Origin of the sequence: Desulfosporosinus sp. FKB, from assembly GCF_002196705.1 — a bacterium.
Taxonomy (GTDB): Bacteria; Bacillota; Desulfitobacteriia; order Desulfitobacteriales; family Desulfitobacteriaceae; genus Desulfosporosinus.
Window position 1 is genome coordinate 201,035 of sequence record NZ_NADJ01000036.1, and the last position, 23,889, is coordinate 224,923.

Here is a 23,889-nt window from a genome sequence, read left to right on the forward strand (position 1 = left end):
CCGCCTGGTGTCAAGTACTCTTAGAAAAGGAAATTAAACATTAAACCTATTTAAAGCTGCTTGCAATTCTTCAGCCATAGTAGACAGAACTTTACTGGAGGAAGCGATTTCCTGAACAGAAGCGGTTTGTTCCTCTGTGGCTGCAGATACTGTCTGAGTTTGATCTGTAATGCTCCGGCTTGTCTCAAAAACATCTGAAACCGAGGCAACTATTCGTTCGTTGCCCAAGGCCATTTGTTGAATCTCTTCGGAAATCTCTCCGACTTGTGTCGAGACATCTTCAATCAAGGACGAAATCTGACTAAAGGCTTGACCAGCCGTTTCAGCAACCTCAGTACCGAGTTTCACCTGATGTGTTCCTTCATTTATCGATAAGACGGCCTTCTGGGTATCCTGCTGAATTTCGTGGATTAATGCAGCGATTTGTTGTGAAGCCACTTGGGATTGTTCAGCCAGTTTACGAACTTCATCAGCGACTACAGCAAAACCTCTGCCCTGATCCCCGGCACGAGCTGCCTCAATCGCGGCATTCAGAGCAAGCAGATTCGTTTGTTCAGCAATCCCTGATATAGTATCAACAATTTGCCCAATTTCTTTAGACCGTTCCCCTAATGTCATAACAACTTCTGCCGAACCGGTTACAGTTTGATCAATAGTCGCCATTTGTTGAATCGTTTTATCAATGGCCGCACTTCCTTCTGAAGCAGAAAGGGCCGTTTTTTCAGAAGACTGTACGACAACCTTAGCGTTTTCCACCATTTGCTGAATCCCCGCCGACATCTCCTCAACAATAGCTGACGATTCATTCATAGCATTCAACTGTTTTTCAGCCCCTTTAGCAACTTCCATGATGGATGAAGCTACTTGGCTGGATGCTTGAGCAGATTGATCAGCTCCCGCACTAAGTTCTTCTGATGATGCAGCAACCTGTGCTGCAGAGGAGGATACTTGTTGAACCAACTGTCTTAGGTTATCTGTCATAGTATTAAAGGCCTTTCCTAGTTGGCCTAGTTCATCATTTGTATCTGTCTCTAGTTTATTAATATTTAGATTTCCTTTAGCGATTTCAGCGGCAGTATCCGCTACTTCCCTGATCTGCTTCGAAAGTTTGTTGCTCAAAATCGTTCCCAAAACTAAGGCAACTCCAAATGCTAAAATCAGAGACAAAATGGTATAGGTAACGCTTTTCTGTCCAGCTTTCAGAACCTGCTGCTGTTTAACTGCCACAAGCTTATCCATATCATCAACCCAATTGCCCGTCCCAATAACCCAGTTATAGGGCTTAAAAAGCAGTGTATAGCTCCTTTTGGGCAGCGGCACTGTTTGATTCGGTTTGGCGAAGGTATAGTCTGTATAACCCCCGCCGGGTTTCAACCCATTAGAAATAAAATCTTTAACGTAGTATTTACCCTGAGTGTCCTGGGCATTAAGACGTGATTTACCTTCATTGGCAGTTCTGCCCAGCAGGACAACATTAACCCCTTCTGTTGTATCGACCCAGAAATAATTTTCTTGGTCATAACGAAGGTCTCTAACTAAATTAGCCGCCGTGGTTTTGGCTTGCTCAGGTGTTAACTCGCCCTTTTGCTGTCGATTATAGATATCTTGAACTAAGCTATAAGCAGTTTGAACTTCCAGCTTGATTTGTCTGTCGAATTGTTCATACAACGTTGCACGGTATTGAGCTATATTAGCTTGTTCTGAAGTAATGGTACTGTAAATATTATACCCGCCGAGAATAAAAGCCATAATTAATGTAGTGATCAATAAGAGCAGTAGAATCCGATATTTAATTTTTTTCAATCTTGACACCCTTCCCTTCCGAAATAGATTGATTTACTTAAAACAAAATCGCCGTCCGCAAGGGACAGCGACTGAGTCCTTATTTGGTAACTCGGCCATCATCCTTATATGGAAGACCCGTAGCTTTGCGTCCCCAGTTCTCACTGAGTTTGCCTTTTTCAAATGCTCTTTATGTTTCACTATGTAAATCCAGGTTTCACTAAAATTCAGCTAACCTGCCTTTTCGCTCAAACCCCCATGGGTTTCCAAAGAAGGATGGTGAGCCATCCGCGACTCGAACGCGGGACACCCTGATTAAAAGTCAGGTGCTCTACCGACTGAGCTAATGGCTCTTACCGGTCTAAATGTTACAGGAAAGTTACAAATGTGTCAAGATTCAATTTTTTACAACAAACTTTTATTATTTAAAAAATTGATCCCCGTACAATAGTTTGTTCCCGGCCTGGACCAACCGCAATTAACGTTGCAGTAACACCCGTCAATTCTTCAATCCGCTTAATGTAGTGCTGAGCGGCCTGAGGCAGCTCCTCAAAGCGGCGCACCTGGGTCAGATCTTCCTGCCATCCCGGCAGTTCCTCATACACTGGTTTACAAAGATTGAAGATCTTCTGACTTTGAGGAAATTCGTAGATAACTTCATCATTGACCCGATAGCCAACACAAATTTTTACTGTTTTTAATCCTGTAAGGACATCAAGTTTTGTGACTGCAAAATCTGAAATCCCGCTGACACGTGCTGCATAGCGAGCAATCAAAGCATCAAACCAGCCACAACGACGAGGGCGGCCGGTTGTCGTTCCGAATTCGTGTCCATTGGCCCGCATTTCTTCACCTACCTCATCGAGAAGTTCTGTAGGGAAGGGGCCTTCCCCAACACGTGTGGTATAGGCTTTAACAACCCCAACAACACGATCAATGCGCGTAGGGCCAACACCTGCGCCGACACAGGCTCCCCCGGCAATCGGATTGGAAGAAGTTACAAAGGGATACGTACCATGATCTATGTCCAGTAAAGTACCTTGAGCACCTTCAAAGAGCACTTTTTCCCCACTTCTGAGGCATTCGTCTATGGCTAATGAACTATCTGTAACCATCGGGCGAAGCTGCTCAGCATATCCTAAGTAAGTGTCATAGATATCCTCAAATTTCATGGCTTCCTTACCATAAACTTTGACAAAAAGGTTATTCTTTTCTTCTAAATTTCGACGCAGTTTCTCAGCAAACTCTTCTTTGTCGAGTAGATCGATAACACGAATTCCGACTCGTGAGGCCTTATCCATATAAGCAGGACCAATGCCCCGTTTCGTTGTTCCGATTTTATGGTCCCCGCGAGCCTCTTCTTCCAAGCCGTCTAACACCAGGTGGTAAGGCATAATTACGTGGGCATTGCTGCTAATTAGCAGCTTCCCGGTTTTAATTCCTCGCTTTTCTAAATAACTAAGTTCTTCCAATAAAACTTTAGGATCAATGACTACGCCATTGCCAATGACACAAGTCTTGTCCTGGTAGAGAATTCCGGAGGGGATAAGGTGCAGCTTAAATTCCTCTCCATCAGCGACAACGGTGTGTCCCGCATTATTGCCGCCTTGATATCTAACGACCATATTCGCCTTTTCCGCAAGGAAATCCGTAATCTTACCTTTCCCTTCGTCTCCCCATTGAGATCCAATTAATATAACTCCAGCCATCAATAATTCCCCCCGTCTTTCAATCTAACATCCCTTTAAACTAAAGTTCCCAGATCAAAACATTCTACTCTAAACCCAACCGTTTAAAAATATCATCAACATGTTGGAGATGATAGCTCAAATCAAAAAGACTGTGCAAGTCCTTTTCCGTTAAATAATTGCCTATACGCGTATCTTGAGAAACAACTTCGATAAAATCTTTTCCTTGATCCCAAGCTTGAAAAGCATCCTGCTGAACCCAAGCGTAAGCTTCTTCCCGCATACATCCATGTTCCACTAATGCCAGGAGAACGCGTTGTGATGATGTTAAGCCATAGGTTTTCTGTAGATTTCGCTTCATTTGTTCTTCGTGAATTTTCAAGCCGGAGATAATGCGGGTCATTTGCCTGAGCATATGGTCCAGAAGCAGGCAACTATCCGGCAAAATTACTCGTTCCACCGAACTATGGGTCATATCCCTTTCATGCCAGAGAGCTATGTTCTCCATCGCCGCTAAGGCATTGCCTCTCAGAAGTCTTGCCATGCCGCTCACCTGTTCGCAGACAATAGGATTGCGCTTATGAGGCATTGCTGATGAGCCTTTCTGCCCCTCAGCAAAGGGCTCCTCCACTTCAAGAATATCCGTTCGCTGCAGATTTCGAATTTCCGTTGCCATCTTTTCCAAAGAACCGCCAATTAAGGCAAGGGTAGTCATAAAATGAGCATGTCGATCCCGTTGTAATATCTGGTTACTAACTAAAGCCCTCGTTAGCCCTAAATGCTTGCACACTGCATCCTCGACGTCCGGCGAAACATTTGCGTAAGTTCCGACTGCCCCGGATATTTTGCCCGCGCTTACCGAGGATATTGCTTGATCCAGGCGTTCCACCTGACGATCCAGTTCAGCAATCCATAACGCGAGTTTTAAACCAAACGTCAAAGGTTCGGCGTGAATCCCATGGGTCCTTCCCACCATGACCGTATATTTGCTTTCCAAAGCTCTTTTAGCCAGAACATCTCTTAACCCCTGAAGATCCTTCTTGAGCAGCTTCCCTGAATCTCGCAGGACCAGACTTAAGGCAGTATCCTTCACATCTGATGAGGTTAACCCGAGGTGCAAGTATTTTCCTGATTCTCCGATTTCCTCGACAACGGCTTGTAAAAAGGCAATAAGATCGTGCCTGACTATGGCTTCGATTTCTAAAACTCGCTGAGAATTTACCTTCGCCGAACGTCTGATATCTTCCATCGCCTTAAGAGGGATTTCTCCCCGTTCGGTCATAACTTCGGCAACTGCAAGTTCTACTTCCAGCCAGCGCTCATATTCGTAACCGTCTCTCCAGAGTTTTCCCATTTCGGGGTGTGTGTATCGATCCAGCAAATCCTCTGCGCCCCCAATCCATTACTCTTCGGTTGGTTCAATAAACTGCCAAGTAATAGGCTTTCTTATCTATTAAGTTAGGCAGATATGCCTATTCTTATGAGTTCCAATTACTCAGCGAAACTACAGATGGGTTAACCCCATCTGTAGTCTTAATCCTGTAACCATCGTTTTATTCTTTAGATACAATATCCCGTGCTACAACTATTCCCGTCGCGGAAGCCTGCATTAATCCACGCGTAATTCCCGCTCCGTCTCCAATCGTATATAAATGAGGAATTGCCGTTTCAAAATTATTTTTTACCTTTACCTTTGAAGAATAAAACTTGACCTCAACTCCATAAAGCAAGGTGTTCTTAGAATACATTCCCGGAGCAATCTTATCAAAGGCCTTTAGTGTTTCTGTTAACGACGTCAGGTAACGCTCAGGAAACACATAGCTCAGATCTCCTGGTACTGCGGACACCAGTGTAGGGATTGTCGTCGACTTGCGAAGACGACTCTCTGTTGTCCTTCTCCCTTGCAGAAGATCGCCTAAGCGTTGAACCATAACGCCCCCGCCGGTTAACATATTGGCTAATCTGGCAATATACCGACCATATTCGATTGGCTGGTTAAAGGGTTCCGTAAAATGAGTGGAAACTAATAAGGCAAAATTGGTGTTCTTGGTCTTTTTAGCCGCATCAGCATAACTATGACCGTTTACAACCGCAATTCCCCCGTCATAGTGTTCTTCAGATACCACTCCTCCGGGATTGACACAAAAGCTCCGGGTTTTAAGATCATAGGTGTCCGAATAATAAACGAGCTTGGCTTCATATAGTTCTTTGGTTAAATGATCCATAACCGAATTAGGAACTTCCACACGAACTCCGATATCGACTTCATTATTTTCGGTCACGACTCCTAATCGAACCGTTTGTGCTGCAAGCCAATTTGCCCCCCCACGGCCGGGAGCTGCAACAACATATCTTGCCCTTACTTCGTCAAGCTCAGCTTGATCACGACGCTGTATGATTGCTCCTTGGGCTCCGGCAGGATCAGCCAGGATATCCTTAACTTCGGCGAGTTCCCAGAAGGCAGTATTGGTCTCAGTCATTAAGTGTTGATACATGCCTTTTAAAACTTCATAGGCTAACTCAGTTCCTAAATGACGTACAGGACAATGGATCAACTGAATATTATGGCGGGATGCATCATACTGAATCTCCTCAACCCGGCGAGTATCCAGACCATAGACAGTCTCCTGAGCCCCAAATTGTCGGTAAATTGAGTCTGCGTAGTCTATAAGGGCCTGTGCTTGATCGTCCTTCATATATTCCGTCAGACGGCCGCCTACAGCAGGACTTAGGGACAATTTCCCATCGCTGAACGCTCCGGCCCCGGACCATCCTCTCGTGATGGCACAAGGGTTACACCCTGCACAAACACCTGTCGTTCGGGCTGGACATTTTCTTTTCTCTATCGTTCGTCCGCTATCTACAATCAGAATTTTCAGGTTTTTATTATGCTTAGATAGCTCTAACGCTGTAAATATTCCAGCAGGCCCTGCTCCGATAATTAGAACATCAACTTCATGTTTCAAGGTATCCCCTCCGAGAGAGATTTACGTTTGCTTAAGAAGAAACTTCTTATCGCAAACACTCTCATCTTAACAATCCTCCTTCCCATTGTCAATGGAATTACCGAACATTCATCAAGAATACACGATTAACATTCGATAAGATATGACAGCTATTGCCAAATGCAAGCTGAAAAAAGTCCCTGTCCATTCCCTAAAATGAACAGGGTGAGAAAATCATTGTATCTGGTGTTGACGATCAAGATTTACGAATTTCGTAAACTCTTTGAGAAAACCTAGTTCTACTGTTCCAACTGGACCATTACGATGTTTGGCTATAATTAGCTCAGCAATCCCCTTTTTTTCCGATTCCTGATTATAGTATTCATCTCTATAGATGAAGGAAATAACATCAGCATCGGCTTCAATAGCACCTGATTCCAATAAATCTGACATAAGCGGGCGTTTATCTTGACGTTGCTCTACTCCCCGATTCAGCTGGGATAAGGCAATTACCGGCACTTTAAGTTCTCGGGCAAGCCCTTTAAGCGATCTTGAGATCTGAGCGACCTCTTGTTGACGGCTTTCAGCCCTTTTTCCCACAGTTAACAATTGTAAGTAGTCAATAATGATCATACTTAAATTATGTTCTGTTTTTAAGCGACGGGCCTTTGACCGTAATTCCGCTAAAGAAATCCCAACAGTATCATCAATAAAAATAGGTGCCTCGGACAAAGGCCCCACAGCCCTTGTCAGTTTTGGCCAATCCGCATCTAATAATTCACCGGTTCTGACTCGCTGCTGATCAACCATTGCCTCTCCACAGAGCATTCGTTGTACTAATTGTTCTTTGGACATTTCTAAACTAAAAATAGCCACCGGAACGTTGGCCCTGACGGCTGCGTTTTGAGCCATATTTAAAACTAAAGCCGTTTTTCCCATGGATGGGCGGGCGGCGATAATCACAAGATCAGACGGCTGCCATCCTGAGGTCATGCGATCTAATTCCGTAAAAAAAGTTGGTACCCCAGTTAAATTACCTTTATTAGCATAAAGATATTCAATTTTTTCGAACGTATCTAAGAGAATATCGCGAATAATACTAAAGCCGTCTTTAACCCGTCGACGTGAAAGATCAAGAATTAGCTTTTCGGCATCTTCGAGAAGAGTTTTGGCTTCTTCTCCAGGTTCATAGCCGCGTTCATAAATACTGCTGGTTACTTGAATAAGCTGACGTAAAAGCGCTTTTTCACTTACAATTTTAGAATAATAATCTACGTTTGCCGCTGAAGGCACTGAACGAGCAATTTCGGAAATTGTAGCAATCCCGCCAACCTGCTCTATACGGCCCTGTTGACGCAGAATCTCTGCCACACTGACAAGATCGATAGGATCCCCTTTTTCAAAAAGTTCCCGAATGGCTGAGAAAATTAAGCGATGATTATCTCGATAAAAATCTTCGGCCTGAAGAAATTCAAAAATAGAACTGGCAGACTCAGGTTCAAGCATCATAGCTCCTAAGACTGCCTGTTCAGCTTCTAAGTTCTGAGGTGGAACTTTTAGTAGTTCCATATCTGCTTCTCCTCCCAGTCACTCACAGTCATTAGTGCTTAAAAGACATGCTTTATGGCTTCTTCAATCGTACTAACCCCTACAACTTCAATCCCGCGCAAGCTCTGAGGGACATCAACCATATTCTCCAGAGGAATGACGACTTTTTTAAGATTAGCCTGCTTAGCTCCAAAAATCTTTTCATAAATACCGCCAACAGGTTTAACGCTGCCTTGTATGGAAATTTCTCCGGTTACGGCAACATCCTGACGTATGGACTGTTGTTTTAAGGCACTGTATATTGCTAAAGTTGTGGCCAATCCCGCTGAAGGCCCATCAATATTGGCTCCTCCTATAACATTAACATGAACATCATAATTGTGAAGGTTTTCTCCAGTTAGTTCACGGATTACTGAGGTTGCATTAAAGAAAGCATCTCTTGCCATACTTCCAGCAGTTTCATTAAAGCGTACAGTCCCCTTGTCATCCTGAGTTTTAAAGGTTATTGCTTCAATCTCTAAAACTGATCCTAAAAAGCCGGCAACTCCGAGCCCTAAAATTCGACCGATTTCAACATCAGTCCGGACTTTCCGAAAGCCGTAGGGAGTAAGCCTGGCCGAACGCAAGACTTCCTGAACATCCGCACAAGTAATCTTAACAACGTCCCCATCTGAACTTCGAAACCTTGCTAAGCCGTAAGCATCCATAAGAATACTTGTCGCTTTTCTTCCCTCGATAACATATTCACTAATGATCTCAGGAACATTGTCTTCGAGGACAACATCCAGTTTATGAGAGGCTTGCCGGACAATATGCTGAACATCTTTAGGTTCCAGAGGAACGAAGAAAACTTCAGAACAACGAGAACGCAAGGCGGGATTTAGTTCCCTGGGATCACGCGTGGTTGCTCCTATGAGAACGAAATCCGCCGGCGCCCCCTCATCAAAAAGTTTTTTAATCCATTGAGGTACTGAAGGATCACTGGGATCATAATAGGAAGAATCAAAGGTAACACGCTTATCTTCAAGTACCTTAAGCAATTTATTTAAAAGCAGAGAATCCATTTCTCCTATTTCATCAATAAAAAGAATGCCCCCATGAGCATCACTCACCAAACCCATTTTAGGTTCCGGTACTCCTGTGTCCGCCAAATCGCGTTTTGAACCCTGATAGATCGGATCATGGACCGACCCCATAAGAGGATTTGTTACATCCCTGGGGTCCCAGCGCAAAGTTGTTCCATCAACTTCAATAAATGGAGCTTCTTTAGCAAAGGGAGAATTGGAGTGATTCTTAACTGTTTCCAGGGCAACGCGGGCAGCAGAGGTCTTGCCAACTCCCGGAGGGCCATAAATTAAAATATGCTGAGGGTAAGGCGTTGCCAGCTTGGCCAAAAGGGCTTGAACGGCACTTTCTTGACCAATAATTTCCTCGATGGTCTGGGGACGAAGTACCTCTGCCGCCGAACGATTAAGAGAAATCGTATTCATCTTTTCGATGATTGCCAATTTTTTAAGGGTTTGGGCATTTTCAGGGCCGGCCGTTTCCTGAAGAACTTGAATCTTAATTTCTTTTACATAATCTTCATGACGTTCTTGAATCTTTTCCGTGACAATCCGTTCTAAGCGATCTTCAATTGAACGCTTGGCAATTAGTTCGGCAATTTTATCTTCGATATCCTCTAATAGTTTGGGGATCTCCTCTTTATTCGGAAGTTTATAATCAGTTGGATCATCCATCACAATTTTTCGCAGCCCTGCGACTCGTTCAATTAGATTATGCGAACGCATCAAGGCTAAGGCCTCTAATTTACTGGCCTTAAGCACTAATTTATCTGTTCCATAATAATTTGAGATTAGACTATAAAGAGCCTCAACTTCTCGGCCCCATTCTTCCTCATCAAGCAACCGATCTCCAAAATTCGTATGATTCAGCCATTTTGTCAAAATCCCTTTCATTAGGGGTCCCCTTTCACGAGATCAAACTTCGCCAATAATAACTATTGGCTCTTTATTATGCTGCAATGCCGGAAGTACTATTTTGCTATACCAAACTTAAATTGCGGAAACATAGACACGAAGTTTAGCTGTCACATCAGGATGAACCTTTACCGAAATCTCGTAAGTTCCTAAAGCTTTGATAGGTTCTTTTACTTCGAGTTTGCGCTTATCGATTTCAATACCATGTTGTTTTTTCAAACCTTCTGCAATCTCTTTGCTGGTTACAGAGCCAAATATTCGTCCGCCCTCACCAGTCCTGATCTTAACATCAACCTGGAGATCATTGAGTTTATTTCCTAAAACAATAGCATCCTCTTTTTCCTTAGCTTTTCGACGGTCTTCTGCAGCTTTCTTATGAGAAATATCCTGAATATTTCCTGTAGTTGCCTCTACGGCTAACTTTTTAGGGAACAGAAAGTTCCGAGCGTATCCGTCAGCTACTTCACAAACCTGTCCTTTTTTACCTGTTCCTTTAACATCTGCTTGAAGAATAACCTTCATTTGAATTCCCCCTTATGATTCCTCGGGTAGACGGCGAAAGTTGAAAACTAAATCAAAAAGCCCAAACAATATAATGCTGGAAACACTAAAAAAGAAATAAACAAGACTTGCCACAATCAAAATCCATTTGAGAAATCGCGGTATTTTAGGCGATTGAAGCAAATAAGAATAAACAGCAATACCAAGAATTAACGTTACAGCTCCGTATATGACCATTAAATTTATTCCCAAGGCACGAAGAGTTATCCAGGAATACTGATCCCCTAAAAGATAAAACGCTATACCCAGAACAGCCCCCCAGACTGCATACCAGGGCAGCCGCCAATGGGTGAAGGGTATACGTCCTTTCGGGTTCAGCCAGCGTCTAAAAAAATAAAAGGTGAAAGCGTACTCAAGCAAAGCGCTCAAAGCAACAAAACCTGGGAGAATCAAAATGTAAAACTGAATACCCTCTTGCATTAACTGACGCAGCTGCATTTCTGTAATCCCCTGCTGCTGCATCACAGCCAACAAGCCGGAAGCCTGATATTGTTGAACCATGGAATTAATTATTTCCGTTACGGACTTAGGATCAATTCCTTGTCCGGCAAATAGAAGAGCGGGTATCACGCCTAAAGTCGAAGCCAATGCGGCACTCCAAAAAAATGTTACCCGAACCGGCCATCTTTGCCAGCCAAAGACTCCGAGTAATCCCGCCAAGGGAACAAAACTTACTTGACTCAGAGCAGGTAATCCGATGCTAACCAATGGGACAATAAAACCAATCAAGGTGAGAGCCGAGGCAATCAGCAACCCTTTGCGCAATCCAACTAAAAATACAGCTAACAGTATGAGTACGGTCCAAAAAAAACCCCACGTACCCCATACAACTCCCAGCAAAGGAAAGGATAAGAGAATGGCACCAGCTACATAACTGCTAGCCACTTCATCGCGTAAATACATATCCTCTGATTCTCCTATTAACTTAGTCCTCAGGTGCAAGATAACTTAAAAGTAAACTTAAATCTCCCCACTGCTTTTCAAGATTCATTTCGTCCTCATTTTTAATATCTTCAAGACGTTGTAGAAGCATACGGTCCAGACGGGAAAAATCAAAACCTAACCTTCTGGCCATTAAATAGCTCATTCCTACCAAATCTGCCAGACCTTGAAGCATCTCAGTTTCAGATCCACTTAGCGTCCCGTGTTGAATTTGCCACTGGGCCTGAATTAAACCTACTTTGAGTTCTTCGATAGCCCTTAAGCCCTTTACAACATCCACTTCCATATTTTCCAGGGCCGCTCCCTCCTCAAGCTGGATTTCTTCAACATACAATTCGTGATAACTTCGTTAATTTCCTTCACCGTTTCCCTATGAAAATACTCCCAAGGAAACCTATAAAAATCAAAAAGGGAGCTCTCGCTCCCTTTTTCTACTCTACACTATACGGTAACAAGGCAATACTACGAGCACGTTTAATGGCCAAAGTTACTTGGCGCTGATGCATAGCGCAGTTCCCTGAAATTCGGCGGGGTAAAATTTTACCGCGTTCCGTAATATACTTACGAAGTTTATGTGTTTCTTTGTAATCCATAGATTCTACTTTATCAACACAAAAACTGCACACTCGTTTCCGAGGGCGTCGTCCACGTTCACGTTTCATACTAATCTCCCTTCCTTATTTAGAATGGGATGTCATCATCCAAATTCACTTCATGTCCAAAGGAACGAGTTCCGGACTGAGCATTAGGATCCTGCCCTCCGCTGTCTTTGGGACTTAAGAGGTGAACACTTTCTGCTATAACTTCCGTCACCCATCGTTTTTGTCCATCTTGAGCTGTATAGGAACGAACTTGAATTCTTCCGTCGACGGCAGCCATTTTTCCTTTAGACAAATAATTCGCAGTAAATTCAGCGAGCTGCCGATAAACAACGCAAGGTATAAAATCCGTATCTCGTTCTCCCTGAGCATTTTTAAAATTGCGATCAATTGCCAATGTAAAATTAGTTACTGCAACTCCTGTTGGAGTATAACGCAATTCGGGGTCTTTAGTTAAACGGCCAATCAAAACGACCCGATTCAACATGTTTGCCCCACCGCCCTCTTAATCATCTTTTTTAACGGTTAAAAAGCGAATGACATCATCGGAAATTTTCATATTTCTTTCAATTTCCTGGGATGTTTTCCCTTCGGCTTCAAAGTTCATGAGGACATATTGGCCTTCTTTGTAATCCTTGATTTCATAAGCCAAACGACGTTTACCCCACTTATCAACCGTTACATTTTGCCCGCCATTGTTGGAAGCGAGTCCACTTATACGGTCAACAAGAGCATTCGTAGCTTCCTCATCCATATCTGGCCGGATAATATAAAGTATTTCGTACGCTTTCATATTTGCACCTCCCCTCGGACTAAAACGGCCCCGTAAACGGAGCAGGGATATTTTTACTACCAGATAAGAATTATAACATTTTGTCCGCTCAAAAGCAACTATTATCGACTTAAAAATGCTTAAACATTAAAGCGGAAATGGACAATATCACCATTACGCATTACATAATCTTTTCCTTCGAGCCGAACTAAACCTTTATCTCTGGCACCGTTCAAACCATTATTTTCAACAAAGTCCTCATAGGAAACCACTTCGGCTCGGATAAAGCCCCGCTCAAAATCTGTGTGAATTACTCCAGCTGCCTGGGGCGCTTTTGTCCCTTGATAAATTGTCCACGCTTTTACTTCCATGGGACCTGCCGTGAAAAATGTCATAAGTCCGAGGAGATGAAATGAAACTCTAATTAGTTGATCAAGTCCTGATTCCTTTAAGCCTAAATCCTGAAGGAAAACTTCTTTTTCGTCCGCCTCAAGTTCTGCAATTTCCGCTTCAATCTGGGCACAGACGACGACAACTTCTGCCCCTTCCGCGGCAGCAATTTCTCGAACTTGTTGAATATATGGATTATCTTCTGTATTGTCCAAGCCATCTTCTCGTACATTGGCAACATAAAGGACCGGCTTTAAGGTCAGCAGCGAAAGCCCTTTAATAATTTCCTGCTCTTCATCTGAAAAAGTCAGTGTGCGCGCCCCTTTACCCTGATTGAACACATCTTTCAGCCGATTCAAAAGCTCAACTTCAACCTGCGCTTTTTTATCGCCCATTTTTAGAAGTTTGCTCGAACGTTCCGAACGTCTCTCAATACTTTCCATATCGGCAAGAATCAATTCAAGATCTATGGTTTCAATATCCCGTTTGGGATCAATCGACCCTTCAACATGAACAACATTCGAATCTTCAAAACAGCGCACAACGTGTACAATAGCGTCCACTTCGCGGATATGCGAAAGAAATTTGTTTCCTAAGCCTTCTCCTTTGCTTGCCCCTTTAACCAACCCCGCAATATCGACAAACTCAACAGTCGCCGGCACAATTTTTTTAGGATGAACCATTTCGGCAAGTTTATGTAGGCGAGAATCCGGTACCTCTACCATACCTACATTCGGATCAATCGTACAAAAAGGATAGTTGGCTGCCTCCGCGCCAGCTTGGGTAATTGCATTGAATAACGTTGATTTGCCGACATTCGGCAAACCGACGATTCCAGCATGTAATGTCATGATTACACTCCTTTTTCATTTTCCTCAGTGCTCTGAAGAATCTCCTTAATATTGCGCTCAAGCTTTATTCGTGAAATCCACGCTTGATGTTGACATCCCAAACACTGGATCCGAAAATCCATACCGGTTCTCATGATTTTCCAGTCCAGACTCCCGCAGGGGTGCGGTTTTCTTAGCCGTACAATATCCCCTACATTTAATTGAACCATGTTTGTGACTTCCTCCTAATAACTATTCGGTTTTATCAAATCGTAAGACTCTCACTTCTACAAGTGGAGTGGTTCCCATACCTTGCTTCACTCTCGAACTGAACTTTTCGTAGGATCTGTAATAATAACACTTTGAAAGCGAGGTGTTCGTATTCCTTCTTTTAAAAATGCGCTGTGAATTCTGCGCCGTAATTCTCTCTCTAATCCCCACTGTTCATCAGGCTTTGTAAAAGCAATCACTCTGAGAACTACATTTCGTTCTCCAAATTGAGTTATCCCCTGGACAGTAGGTGCCTCAATGATTTTTTCGCCAAATTCGGCGGTTACTTCCTCGCAGACTGCCCGCATCACATCCATTGCCTTTTCAAGATCTTCTTCATAAGGTATCTGAATCTCAACATTTGCTAACATTTTCCCTCTGCTAAAGTTAGTAACCGCTGTTATACTTCCGTTTGGGATAATATGCACTTCCCCGCCCCAGGCCCTCAGGTGAGTTGTCCGAACGCCGGTCTCTTCAACCGTCCCCACGAACTCACCTATTTTCACATAATCTCCTACTGAAAATTGGCTTTCAAAAAGTATAAAAAAGCCGCTGATCATATCTTTGACCAGGCTTTGCGATCCAAACCCCAGAGCAACACCTAAAACGCTTGCTGAAGCCAATAACGTCCCAGTAGGAAAGTGAAAAAGAATCTGAAGTATTTGCAAACCAACCAAGAATGTCATCAAATAAAAGGACATGCTGCGCAAGAGGGAGAACAAGGTATTCGCTTTCCGATCCTCTAACAATATCTTGCCTTTTCGCTCAACTAACATCCGCCTTAAAAAGTAAATCAACAAACCATAGGCCAGACGAGCGAGAATCAAAAGCACAACAATATGCAACAAGCTATTTTGAACAAAGGATACTAGATCTTGCCAATTCAAACCGGTAATATTATGGGGTAGCCATGAGAAATTCATCTTAATTCGTCCTTTTTCTACTGCCTTCTTCTGCTTCTATTTAAACTCGCTTAAACGCCATATTAAGCAATACTTATGCCGATTCACAAATAGAAGCCAATGTTTCCCGCTAAAACCGGCAGTAAGCTATTCAGATGCCAAAAAAGCCCGATATCCTCGCATTAACATCATGAAATCAGCAACTGACGAAACTTCCCAAGGAGCATGCATGCTTAAGAGCCCAACGCCGCAATCTAAAACCTCCATACCGTATACAGCCATAAACTGAGCAATAGTTCCGCCGCCTCCTTGGTCAACTTTACCCAGCTCAGCGATTTGCCAGGAAATCTTATTCTCGTTAAAAATGCGGCGTACTTCGGCTACAAATTCAGGATTAGCATCATTGGACTCGGCCTTTCCTCTAGCTCCGGTATACTTGCAAATAACGATGCCTCGTCCAAGGAAAGCGGCATTTCGTTTATCCATAACCTCAGCAAAATTAGGGTCATATGCAGCGGCGACATCTGCCGAGAGTGCCTTACTATTTGCTAAAGATCGTCTTACTAAAAGACCATTATAACTCCCTGTTTGTAACGCGATGAGTTCTGCAATAAAATTTTCCAAGTAATATGCTTTCATTCCCGTATTAGAAGAGCTGCCAATTTCCTCTTTATCAGCAAAAAGAACAACTGTGGTCCATTCAGGAGTTTCTATGGCTTCGATTGCCTTCCAGGCGGCAAAGGAACAAATTCGGTCATCCTGCCCATAACCAGCGATAAAACTTTTATCCAATCCTGCCCAGCGGGCTTTTCCTGCCGGAACAATCTCTAGTTCAGCGCTGGCAAAGTCTTCCTCGTTCATTCCGTATTTTTCCTTAAGAATATCGAGAATCGCACCTTTGACCCGCTCTTCTCCTTTACCTTCAGCGGGTTTGTGCCCTAACAAAAGATTCAGGCCTTCCCCTGGGATGGCTTCGCGCAATTTTTTATCATATTGATCCTTCGCTAAGTGCGGCAATAAATCATTGATTGTAAATATAGGATCTTCCTCGTCTTCTCCAATGACAACGTCAACTTTCCTGCCATTTTCCAAGATAACCACACCATGAAGAGCGAGAGGAAGTGCTGTCCATTGGTATTTTTTTATGCCGCCATAATAGTGAGTTTTGAAAAAGGCGAGTCCTTCTTCTTCATATAAAGGGCGCGGTTTTAGATCAAGACGAGGTGCATCAATATGAGCGGCAATTAAACGGAATCCCTCGTTTAAGGGACGTTTGCCGGCAATAGCTAAAATACCCGCTTTATCACGGATTCCTAAGCGAACTTTTTCACCCCTTAAGAATGTTCTCGCCTCAGACAGCAGATTAAATCCAGCCGCGGCAGCATATCGTTCAATTATTCTCCATGATTCTCTTTCTGTTTTCCCCTCACTGAGGAATGATAAATAATCGTTTACATTCTGCCCTTCCTTATCCGACAGTGATAGGTCGTCCCAAGCTAACGTTTTCTTTTGATTACTCACAGGAAATCTCCTTACTTTTTATTATGAATTCATAATGAGGATAGATTTTCAACCTCTTATCAAGTCTAAGTTTTCTTCTTCACACCTGAATTTATGTATTAAAACCAAATTCCTTTTTCTTTTATAAGGGGGGCTATTAATTTTTGACTAATTTGAGTCGCAAAAGCTTGATCTATACCATTAAAAATTTTCACTAAATATGGAAAAGCCGTTGAGGTCTGCAGGAGAGCCGCAAAACTGCCGCTGAAGCCAACATTCAAAAGAGGAGAAATTAATCCCGCAAAAACGGCCAACCCTATGGTTGAGCTTAAAGCACCTATAAAAAGGCCTCCCCCTCGGTTGAGAGCGCTCCCCCAAATTCCTAATGGTTTCAATAAAATCGTCATACTTAGTTGAACTAAAAGTACAATGCCATAAAAGGCCAAAGCAAAGGCAAGAAGATTTAGCAGTCTGTCTGTTAACGTTTCTGCTAAACGCTGACTGACTTTTTCAATGGTTTGGGTCATTGGTTGACCTGAAATATTAGAAGAAAAAACGCTCTTCCACTCTTCCGGTAAAGAACCAAGAATATTTCCCAGTATTTGTTGTTCTAAAGATGAGGCTTTTGTCTGAACTAACGGAAGAATTGTTTTATAAACAATAGGCTCAAGCCATTGCCGAAGAGGAAAATATTGTTCTATCCAACGAAGAACAGCACTATATTCCCATGAAGCAACCAGAAAACCAATTACATAACTCAATAAATATATGATACTGGTTAAGAGTCCTTTTCGATAACCAGATAGAGCACCGAACAATATAAATCCCAAGATCAGCACATCAATTAGATTCATACAGTCCCCCCTTTGTTCACTAATTCCAGTTCCCTGAGTTACCTATTCTCTTCTCCAATCCAAAAATCCTTCTCTTTGTTTTCTTACAAAAGGGACCCCACAATGGCTAAAAAGACAGCTTTTCGCTGTCTCATCTCTACGGATATCCATAGTTTGGCATTCTATTCTTAACTACTTAACCATACGTAATTACTATTTATACAGAAACATAAACGGTAAATTTAAAACCCATATTAGTGTTTATTAAATTTTGGCGGGGATGCGTGCGAATCGAACACACCTCGGAACGTTCTGCGTCCCGACACGCGGATTTGAAGTCCGGGAGCAGCACCAGCCACCATCCATCCCCCTTCAACGTCAGTAATTTTAACACATTCTTTTCAAATATGGAAGTGTGTCATCGAGAATCATATGAAATGAGCTTATATATAACTTCAATTAGATTAATGCCTAAGTTAATGAGCCAAAAATAAAAGTGGACGCAACAAAATATCTTGTTAACGTCCATTTAAGTCAGACTGTTCATCTTATATCAGTAATTGACTCAGCGAATATTATAGCCTTTTTCCTCTAATGACGTTTTAACCTCAGTTAGCTGCTCTCCTTGAAGGTGAGCTAATAACTGAAATTTATTTTCTCGCAAATGATAAAAGGCGAGGCTGGAAACATTAGTATCATATTGCTTAAACGTCGATGCGATGTCCAGCAAAACACCTTTTTCATCTTTCCGTTCGATAACAAAACGTTCTCCGGGGCTGCGCGATCCCATAATATCCAAGAATGCATCTAATATATCATAGCCCGTAATAATTCCTACCAGCTTCTCGTTTTCTACAACCGGCAGACCTCCAATTTTATGTTCTCTCATGAGCAATGCCGCATCTTCAATACCCATATTGGGATGACAGGTAATGACCTTTTTAACCGCAATTTCTCGAATTGTCGTTTTGGCAACCAGATAATTGAGCTCAAAGATGCTAAGTGTTGTCGCCGGAGAAGGTGATACTTCCCTAAGATCTCCATCAGTCACAAGTCCAATCAGCTTTTCCTTTTCTACTACAGGCAGTCGGTCAATTTTTTTATCACGCATAAGGGCCATAGCATCAGCAATTGACTCATTGGGCGAGATCGTGAATACTTGGGTGGTCATAAATTGGCGAACATACATGTTTCCTTACCCCTTTCTAGTTAAAAATACTTTAAATAAAAACTAGGTTAACTAGTATAAGGAATATGCCCAAAAGAACAATCTTATCTGTTTCAAGAACATATAGGCGATTGATTGAAAAAGATCATGGTATAACATAAGAATAATCTCTACACAACAACGATACGACAGAGATTAAATTAATTAACCTGCTGTACATAATTATTTTATAATCCTTGCACTATTGTGTCAATTATTTAATTTTGCTTAACAATAATCTTAATAAAGTATCCTTTTATCACCGTTTCGCTTAGTAACCTTTTGCTGATCGAAATATTCGAGCAGTGGAACGGCATATTTTCTTGAGATTCCCAGCAATTCTCTAACCTCTGACACAGCAATTACAACATGATTCTTCAGGAACTCTGTTAACATTTTTTGAGCCGCCTCAATTTCCTTTTGAGGATAATATAATTGATCAATATGAATCCACTCACCTATCTCACATAGATATTGAGCATATTCCGCAGCCTCATTCTTTAAAATACCTACATCTTCTGCCCCAGCTTGTAAATCCGGCGGCATCAGTTTAAATGATTCCCATTTACTTCTTAATTCCTGAAGCCGTTTGGTTATTAACGGAGGCATGCTAACTTCTTCAATTGTTTGAACCTTACTTCCCTTTAGGTAATATGCATTATGTTTTACACCTTGTTCAAGTACTGTCTGCCAGCGACGGTTTGTCCATTGTATGCCGAGACGAGTCTTTAATTCCCCTCGGCTAATTCCAAGTCGTAAGGGATTTTGCTTCACATAGTTCATCACAACCTCAATTAACTTTCGGCGCCAATTACTTGCTGCTTCAGTCCCCCATAATAGTTTAGTATCATCTTCCATAAACAATTCTGCTCTATTATTGGTTTCCAGAGCGGTTATGCGTTTTTCTAATTCCTCGTTGCTAATCTGTAAGCGAGTTAACAGCTCCTCAAAACTTCTTGGCTCATTGATTTCTTTTTCTAATAACTCTAAAGGATCTCCTAAATCTTTTATTCTCATTTGATCCAATACATTTTCTTTAAACCGCTTCTTCTTATAATCGGCTACTCCTAAAACTTTACCTCCGCCAATAGTATGGGTCGGGGAATAAAATCTTAGAACAAATCGGTCCCCTGAAGCCGCTAATACTGGTTCTTCCAAAAGAATTTGAGCAAACCCATTTTGACCTGGAGGGAGTTCCTCATGATTCAGCAAATGAATTCTGCCTAGTATTTCAGTTGTGCCCAAATGAAAACGGACTCTCTGTCTTTGGGTAATCGGTTTAACAGAAGACGAGAGATTATGCAGGGATAGATCAAGAATATTGCCAACTTGAAATACCTTTGGGGAAACTAACACTGATCCCCGCTCAACCTCGGCGACTTCAACTCCTGCAAGATTAACCGCTGCTCGTTGCCCGGCGCCGGCATCTTTAACCTTTTGATTATGTACTTGAATTGAACGAACTTTTGCTGCGATCTCTCCTGGTTCAATTAAAAGTTCTTGCCCTAGCCTTATGGTGCCGCTCTGTAATGTCCCAGTAACTACTGTACCAAATCCCTGAATACTAAACACCCGGTCAATCGGCATTCGTATGGGTCCTGAAGAGTTTTTGCTCTCCACTTCTGAGAGCAATAAGTCGATCTCCTTTTGTAATAAATCTATTCCTAAACCTTTTACTGCAGAAACCCGACATATGGGAGCATTAGAGAAAACGGTATCTTTAAGCTTTTCACGAATATCTTCTTCCATAAGTTCGAGCCATTCCTCATCAACGAGATCAACTTTATTTATAACCACTATTCCGCGAGGTATTTCAAGCAATGTCAAAATATCCAAATGCTCTTTTGTTTGAGGCATTATCCCCTCATCAGCCGCTATCACTAACAAGACGACATCCATACCGCTTGCTCCGGCTAACATTTGACGGATAAATTTCTCATGTCCAGGAACATCTACTATTCCTACCTTCCGTCCGCTTGGAAGTATCATATGCGCAAAACCAAGCTCAATCGAAATCCCTCGCTGCTTTTCTTCTCTCAACCGATCCGTTTCAATACCTGAAAGAGCACGTATCAACTCTGTCTTTCCGTGGTCAACATGTCCTGCCGTTCCGACTAAATAATGTCTCTCAACCATTACTGTTCCCCTTATAGTTTATTTTTTATATTACCTCTTAGTCCTCCATAAATACAAAATAGCAGGCATAAACACCAATCCCAAGTAACCAAATAATGGGTATACAAACTGAACTATCTGAGAGAATTTCACGCCCGCTATAGGCAGAAGAAGAAGCAATAATATCATTGTTGTCCGGTTATAATCTAATTCCCCTATCTCTACAACTCGGGTAACCAGACTAAATCCATTCCCTATGGCGGCTGTGATCATGGCTAACCAAAGTACGACAACGTAAAAGAATGCCGGCCAATCGCCTAGTTTTCCTGCAACTGCAACCATTGGTATTTCCAGTCCCAGCACCTCTGGAAATCTAAGCAATGCTGCACCGATTATAAAAGCAAATATTCCTAAAGCTACTCCACCGAGGATTGCCCCTAATCTTGCCCCTCTCCTTTGTACGTCCTTTCCCAGCGAGGCGAATACTACCATAGCTAATGTTAAGTTGAACGAAACATAAAGAACTGCAGAAAAGATCCAATTGTTTACGATTGGATTTGCTAAAACAACGATTCCCTCGCCATCCCCCGGTTTGGCTATGAAGACAGCTAATGCTGCAATACCCAGACAAAAAGCAAACTTTAAGGGAATTAATACGGTATTGATCCATAATACTCCTTCTCCGCGAAACCATAATGCTAGAGCAATAACAGAATCCGTAAGAATAATCCCATACCATCTTGAGAAACCAAAGTATTCATAGAATAATGCTCCGCTGCCGGATATCATTGCCATCATTCCTACGAATAATAGAACGCTTACAAGTCCATCTGCCCATTTTCCCCATCTTGTATTTAATAAATGGTCAAAGAACATCGGATATGACGAAACTTTCCAACGTTCTTGAAGATCAATCATACACCACCCTAATAGTGAAAACAAAAAAGTACTTATAACGATGCCTGCAAGTCCCCATACGCCAAAGCGGGCAAAAAACTGTTGAATTTCTTGACCCGATGCAAAACCTGCTCCCATAACAGCGCCTACATATGTGGCTGCCACTTGAAACGTCGTTTTCCATTTCATGCACTTTCCTCCTCGCCATCATACTTATGGTCTGAAGAGGGCTAACATGCATAAATGGTTTGTCCTTTGGAAAATATAATAGATGAATAGCCATTTAGAAATAGGAGGGTAGTTTGTGAGTTTCTTTTCATTAATCCATGAACCACAAAAAATTAAAGCCCATGTTGATGACAATTTTGCTAAGGCAAAACTGGAAACAAGGCTTTCGGAGTTATTTGTCTCGGCAAATCAACGTCAGCCAATTATTTTTTGCATTGGAACTGACCGTTCTACAGGTGATGCTCTCGGTCCGCTGATTGGAACTCAGCTTTCCCGTTTAAAGCTCCCTCAGCTTCATGTTTACGGCACTCTTGATGAGCCTGTCCATGCAACTAACCTCCAAAATGCTCTCCAATTAATCCGGGAATCATACCATGAGCCTTTTATCATCGCTGTCGATGCTTGTCTTGGGCGCCTGGATTCAATTGGCTGCATTACTCTTGCGGACGGGCCTTTAAAACCAGGGGCTGGTGTTCATAAAAAGCTGCCTGAAGTTGGGGAAGCTCATATGACCGGTATTGTTAATGTCGGAGGATTTATGGAATTCATCGTTTTACAAAATACTCGCCTTAACTTAGTTTGGAAAATGTCTGAGAACATTAGCTCTCTTATTGCTCGCTCTTATTTAAAAACCTATTATCATTGAATTAGATTTTAGGTCCGTTCATTGCTTTAGAAATTACTTCTTTTTCTTCATTCGCTAATGTATAAGTAGATTCTCCACCGCTGACAGGTTTAGCATATACTCTTGAATCTTCCCGACTATGAATCGAATTTAAAACAATTCCATCGCCGTCTTGATTTAATAATGCTAAGGCAAAGCTCAAATCACTTCCTACATTTTCAAATGCTCGATACCGAACTATCGCTGCTCGATCAACACTTGCTTTCAATTTTAACTCAATTGGATCTAGCCGCTTCCCGCATTGTTCTAACTTTGCCTCATGATCACCTAATTTATTCTTGAACTCATGAAGTATATTTTCTAAATCTCCTCCCGACATGAAAGTTTTCAATGTTAAGTATGCCTCTTCGAATCGTTTCATACGTCTAAATAATATAATGTTAATAACATAGGCAATAATGACTAGGACACCCAATACTCCAATTCCCCACCAGATAGCAGGTAATGTTCCTGATAATAATGTCAAGGGAAATTTCCTCCTTTATTTCAAACCGTTAGATACCCAGATGTAGTTTCGTGAACAAAAGGGTTATCGGAATCGCAATAAAAATGCCTGGTAATAGATTACCCACTTTTACTTCTTTTATTTCTAAGATATTAAAACCGATACCAACAATTAATAATCCTCCGACAGCACCCATTTCTGACACAACTTGACCCGATAATATCCCCTGCAGCAGTCCCGCTCCTAAGGTAATTGCCCCTTGATAAATGAACACTGGAATTGCAGACACTAAAACGCCAAGTCCCATTGAAGAAGCAAATACAACGGCGGAAATTCCGTCCAGCATTGCCTTAGCAAAAAGAATGTTATGGTTACCCTTTAGACCGCTTTCCAGAGAACCCATAATTGCCATTGCACCAACGCAATAAATTAAGCTTGCTGTAACAAACGCCTTAGTAAAACCAGATTTTTCACCTTCTCGAGCAAGTTTGCTTTCCAACCAGCGCCCAAAATTTTCTAAGCGGAGTTCTATATCTATCCATTCGCCTATTATTCCGCCCACTACAAGACTCGCAATAACAACCAGCGTGTTTTTTGTTTGTAAAGCCATCGTTATGCCGATGAGTAAAACTACAAGTCCAATTCCTTGAATTACCGTAGTTTTCATCTTTTCCGACAGAGCTTGTCCAAAGAATAGACCTATGAGGCCGCCAAAGATAATTGCCATAGCGTTTACTATTGTACCTAACAACTTAAGTTTACCACCTTCCG

At 42.2% G+C, this 23,889-nt stretch carries 23 protein-coding genes, 2 tRNA genes and 1 riboswitch; of the genes, 1 reads left to right on the forward strand and 24 read right to left on the reverse strand.

The features are described 5' to 3' along the window. Positions 1–33 precede the first annotated feature (33 nt). From B5Y67_RS14920 to B5Y67_RS15020, 22 genes are all read right to left on the reverse strand, one after another. Positions 34–1,803: a methyl-accepting chemotaxis protein gene (locus tag B5Y67_RS14920; protein WP_088227215.1), complete on the reverse strand. Its 1,770-nt coding sequence runs from the start codon at positions 1,801–1,803 to the stop codon at positions 34–36. An 82-nt stretch (positions 1,804–1,885) separates the two neighbouring features. Further along, a riboswitch (cyclic di-GMP riboswitch) is annotated at positions 1,886–1,967 on the reverse strand. 92 nt (positions 1,968–2,059) lie between these two features. Beyond that, positions 2,060–2,135 (reverse strand) — tRNA-Lys (locus B5Y67_RS14925). 72 nt (positions 2,136–2,207) lie between these two features. Continuing rightward, positions 2,208–3,491, reverse strand: a complete 1,284-nt coding sequence (locus B5Y67_RS14930; RefSeq protein ID WP_088227216.1) for an adenylosuccinate synthase — start codon at positions 3,489–3,491, stop codon at positions 2,208–2,210. A gap of 64 nt (positions 3,492–3,555) precedes the next feature. Then, the gene (purB, locus tag B5Y67_RS14935; RefSeq protein WP_088227217.1) at positions 3,556–4,851 is read right to left on the reverse strand and encodes an adenylosuccinate lyase; all 1,296 of its coding nucleotides are present in this window, start codon (positions 4,849–4,851) and stop codon (positions 3,556–3,558) included. Between the two features lie 172 nt (positions 4,852–5,023). After that, entirely contained in the window at positions 5,024–6,436 is a 1,413-nt protein-coding gene (locus tag B5Y67_RS14940; protein ID WP_088227218.1) for an FAD-dependent protein, read from the reverse strand. A 213-nt stretch (positions 6,437–6,649) separates the two neighbouring features. Next, complete coding sequence (gene dnaB, locus B5Y67_RS14945) at positions 6,650–7,984, reverse strand: replicative DNA helicase (RefSeq protein ID WP_088227219.1); 1,335 nt, start codon at positions 7,982–7,984, stop codon at positions 6,650–6,652. 38 nt (positions 7,985–8,022) lie between these two features. Continuing rightward, positions 8,023–9,921 carry a Lon family ATP-dependent protease gene (gene lonC, locus B5Y67_RS14950; RefSeq protein ID WP_088227220.1) on the reverse strand — a complete coding sequence of 633 codons (1,899 nt, stop codon included), beginning with the start codon at positions 9,919–9,921 and terminating at the stop codon, positions 8,023–8,025. A 96-nt stretch (positions 9,922–10,017) separates the two neighbouring features. Then, the gene (gene rplI / locus B5Y67_RS14955) at positions 10,018–10,464 is read right to left on the reverse strand and encodes a 50S ribosomal protein L9 (protein WP_088227221.1); all 447 of its coding nucleotides are present in this window, start codon (positions 10,462–10,464) and stop codon (positions 10,018–10,020) included. Positions 10,465–10,476: 12 nt separating this feature from the next. Beyond that, positions 10,477–11,406 (reverse strand): DUF2232 domain-containing protein, encoded by a 930-nt coding sequence (locus tag B5Y67_RS14960; RefSeq protein WP_088227222.1) that lies wholly within the window; start codon positions 11,404–11,406, stop codon positions 10,477–10,479. Between the two features lie 22 nt (positions 11,407–11,428). After that, positions 11,429–11,731 (reverse strand): MazG-like family protein, encoded by a 303-nt coding sequence (locus B5Y67_RS14965; protein WP_088227259.1) that lies wholly within the window; start codon positions 11,729–11,731, stop codon positions 11,429–11,431. Positions 11,732–11,876: 145 nt separating this feature from the next. Beyond that, complete coding sequence (rpsR, locus tag B5Y67_RS14970) at positions 11,877–12,107, reverse strand: 30S ribosomal protein S18 (RefSeq protein WP_014829502.1); 231 nt, start codon at positions 12,105–12,107, stop codon at positions 11,877–11,879. A gap of 19 nt (positions 12,108–12,126) precedes the next feature. After that, positions 12,127–12,531 carry a single-stranded DNA-binding protein gene (gene ssb / locus B5Y67_RS14975; protein WP_088227223.1) on the reverse strand — a complete coding sequence of 135 codons (405 nt, stop codon included), beginning with the start codon at positions 12,529–12,531 and terminating at the stop codon, positions 12,127–12,129. A gap of 18 nt (positions 12,532–12,549) precedes the next feature. Then, on the reverse strand, positions 12,550–12,837 hold the full coding sequence (gene rpsF / locus B5Y67_RS14980; protein WP_088227224.1) for a 30S ribosomal protein S6: 288 nt from the start codon (positions 12,835–12,837) through the stop codon (positions 12,550–12,552). A 119-nt stretch (positions 12,838–12,956) separates the two neighbouring features. Next, positions 12,957–14,057 carry a redox-regulated ATPase YchF gene (gene ychF, locus B5Y67_RS14985; protein WP_088227225.1) on the reverse strand — a complete coding sequence of 367 codons (1,101 nt, stop codon included), beginning with the start codon at positions 14,055–14,057 and terminating at the stop codon, positions 12,957–12,959. A gap of 2 nt (positions 14,058–14,059) precedes the next feature. After that, on the reverse strand, positions 14,060–14,266 hold the full coding sequence (locus tag B5Y67_RS14990; RefSeq protein WP_088227226.1) for a DUF951 domain-containing protein: 207 nt from the start codon (positions 14,264–14,266) through the stop codon (positions 14,060–14,062). Positions 14,267–14,353: 87 nt separating this feature from the next. Beyond that, positions 14,354–15,229, reverse strand: a complete 876-nt coding sequence (locus B5Y67_RS14995; protein ID WP_088227227.1) for a mechanosensitive ion channel family protein — start codon at positions 15,227–15,229, stop codon at positions 14,354–14,356. 126 nt (positions 15,230–15,355) lie between these two features. Continuing rightward, a complete protein-coding gene (locus B5Y67_RS15000; RefSeq protein ID WP_088227228.1) occupies positions 15,356–16,729 on the reverse strand; it encodes an aminopeptidase in 1,374 nt (457 codons plus the stop codon). Positions 16,730–16,827: 98 nt separating this feature from the next. Further along, the gene (locus B5Y67_RS15005) at positions 16,828–17,562 is read right to left on the reverse strand and encodes a CvpA family protein (protein ID WP_088227229.1); all 735 of its coding nucleotides are present in this window, start codon (positions 17,560–17,562) and stop codon (positions 16,828–16,830) included. 251 nt (positions 17,563–17,813) lie between these two features. Further along, a tRNA-Sec gene (locus B5Y67_RS25385) sits at positions 17,814–17,911 on the reverse strand. A 195-nt stretch (positions 17,912–18,106) separates the two neighbouring features. Further along, positions 18,107–18,730, reverse strand: a complete 624-nt coding sequence (locus B5Y67_RS15010; protein WP_088227230.1) for a CBS domain-containing protein — start codon at positions 18,728–18,730, stop codon at positions 18,107–18,109. A 258-nt stretch (positions 18,731–18,988) separates the two neighbouring features. Further along, positions 18,989–20,884, reverse strand: coding sequence for a selenocysteine-specific translation elongation factor (gene selB / locus B5Y67_RS15015; protein ID WP_088227231.1), 1,896 nt, complete (start codon positions 20,882–20,884; stop codon positions 18,989–18,991). A 30-nt stretch (positions 20,885–20,914) separates the two neighbouring features. Next, positions 20,915–21,949, reverse strand: coding sequence for a hypothetical protein (locus B5Y67_RS15020; RefSeq protein ID WP_088227232.1), 1,035 nt, complete (start codon positions 21,947–21,949; stop codon positions 20,915–20,917). 115 nt (positions 21,950–22,064) lie between these two features. Between B5Y67_RS15020 and yyaC the strand changes: the two genes are divergently transcribed. Further along, complete coding sequence (yyaC, locus tag B5Y67_RS15025; RefSeq protein WP_088227233.1) at positions 22,065–22,634, forward strand: spore protease YyaC; 570 nt, start codon at positions 22,065–22,067, stop codon at positions 22,632–22,634. A gap of 1 nt (position 22,635) precedes the next feature. On the opposite strand, the gene B5Y67_RS15030 is transcribed toward yyaC, so the two are convergent. Together B5Y67_RS15030 and B5Y67_RS15035 are read right to left on the reverse strand one after the other, a co-directional pair. Continuing rightward, on the reverse strand, positions 22,636–23,139 hold the full coding sequence (locus tag B5Y67_RS15030; protein WP_088227234.1) for a DUF4446 family protein: 504 nt from the start codon (positions 23,137–23,139) through the stop codon (positions 22,636–22,638). A gap of 28 nt (positions 23,140–23,167) precedes the next feature. Beyond that, on the reverse strand, positions 23,168–23,869 hold the full coding sequence (locus tag B5Y67_RS15035; protein ID WP_088227235.1) for a DUF554 domain-containing protein: 702 nt from the start codon (positions 23,867–23,869) through the stop codon (positions 23,168–23,170). Between the last annotated feature and the right edge of the window lie 20 nt (positions 23,870–23,889).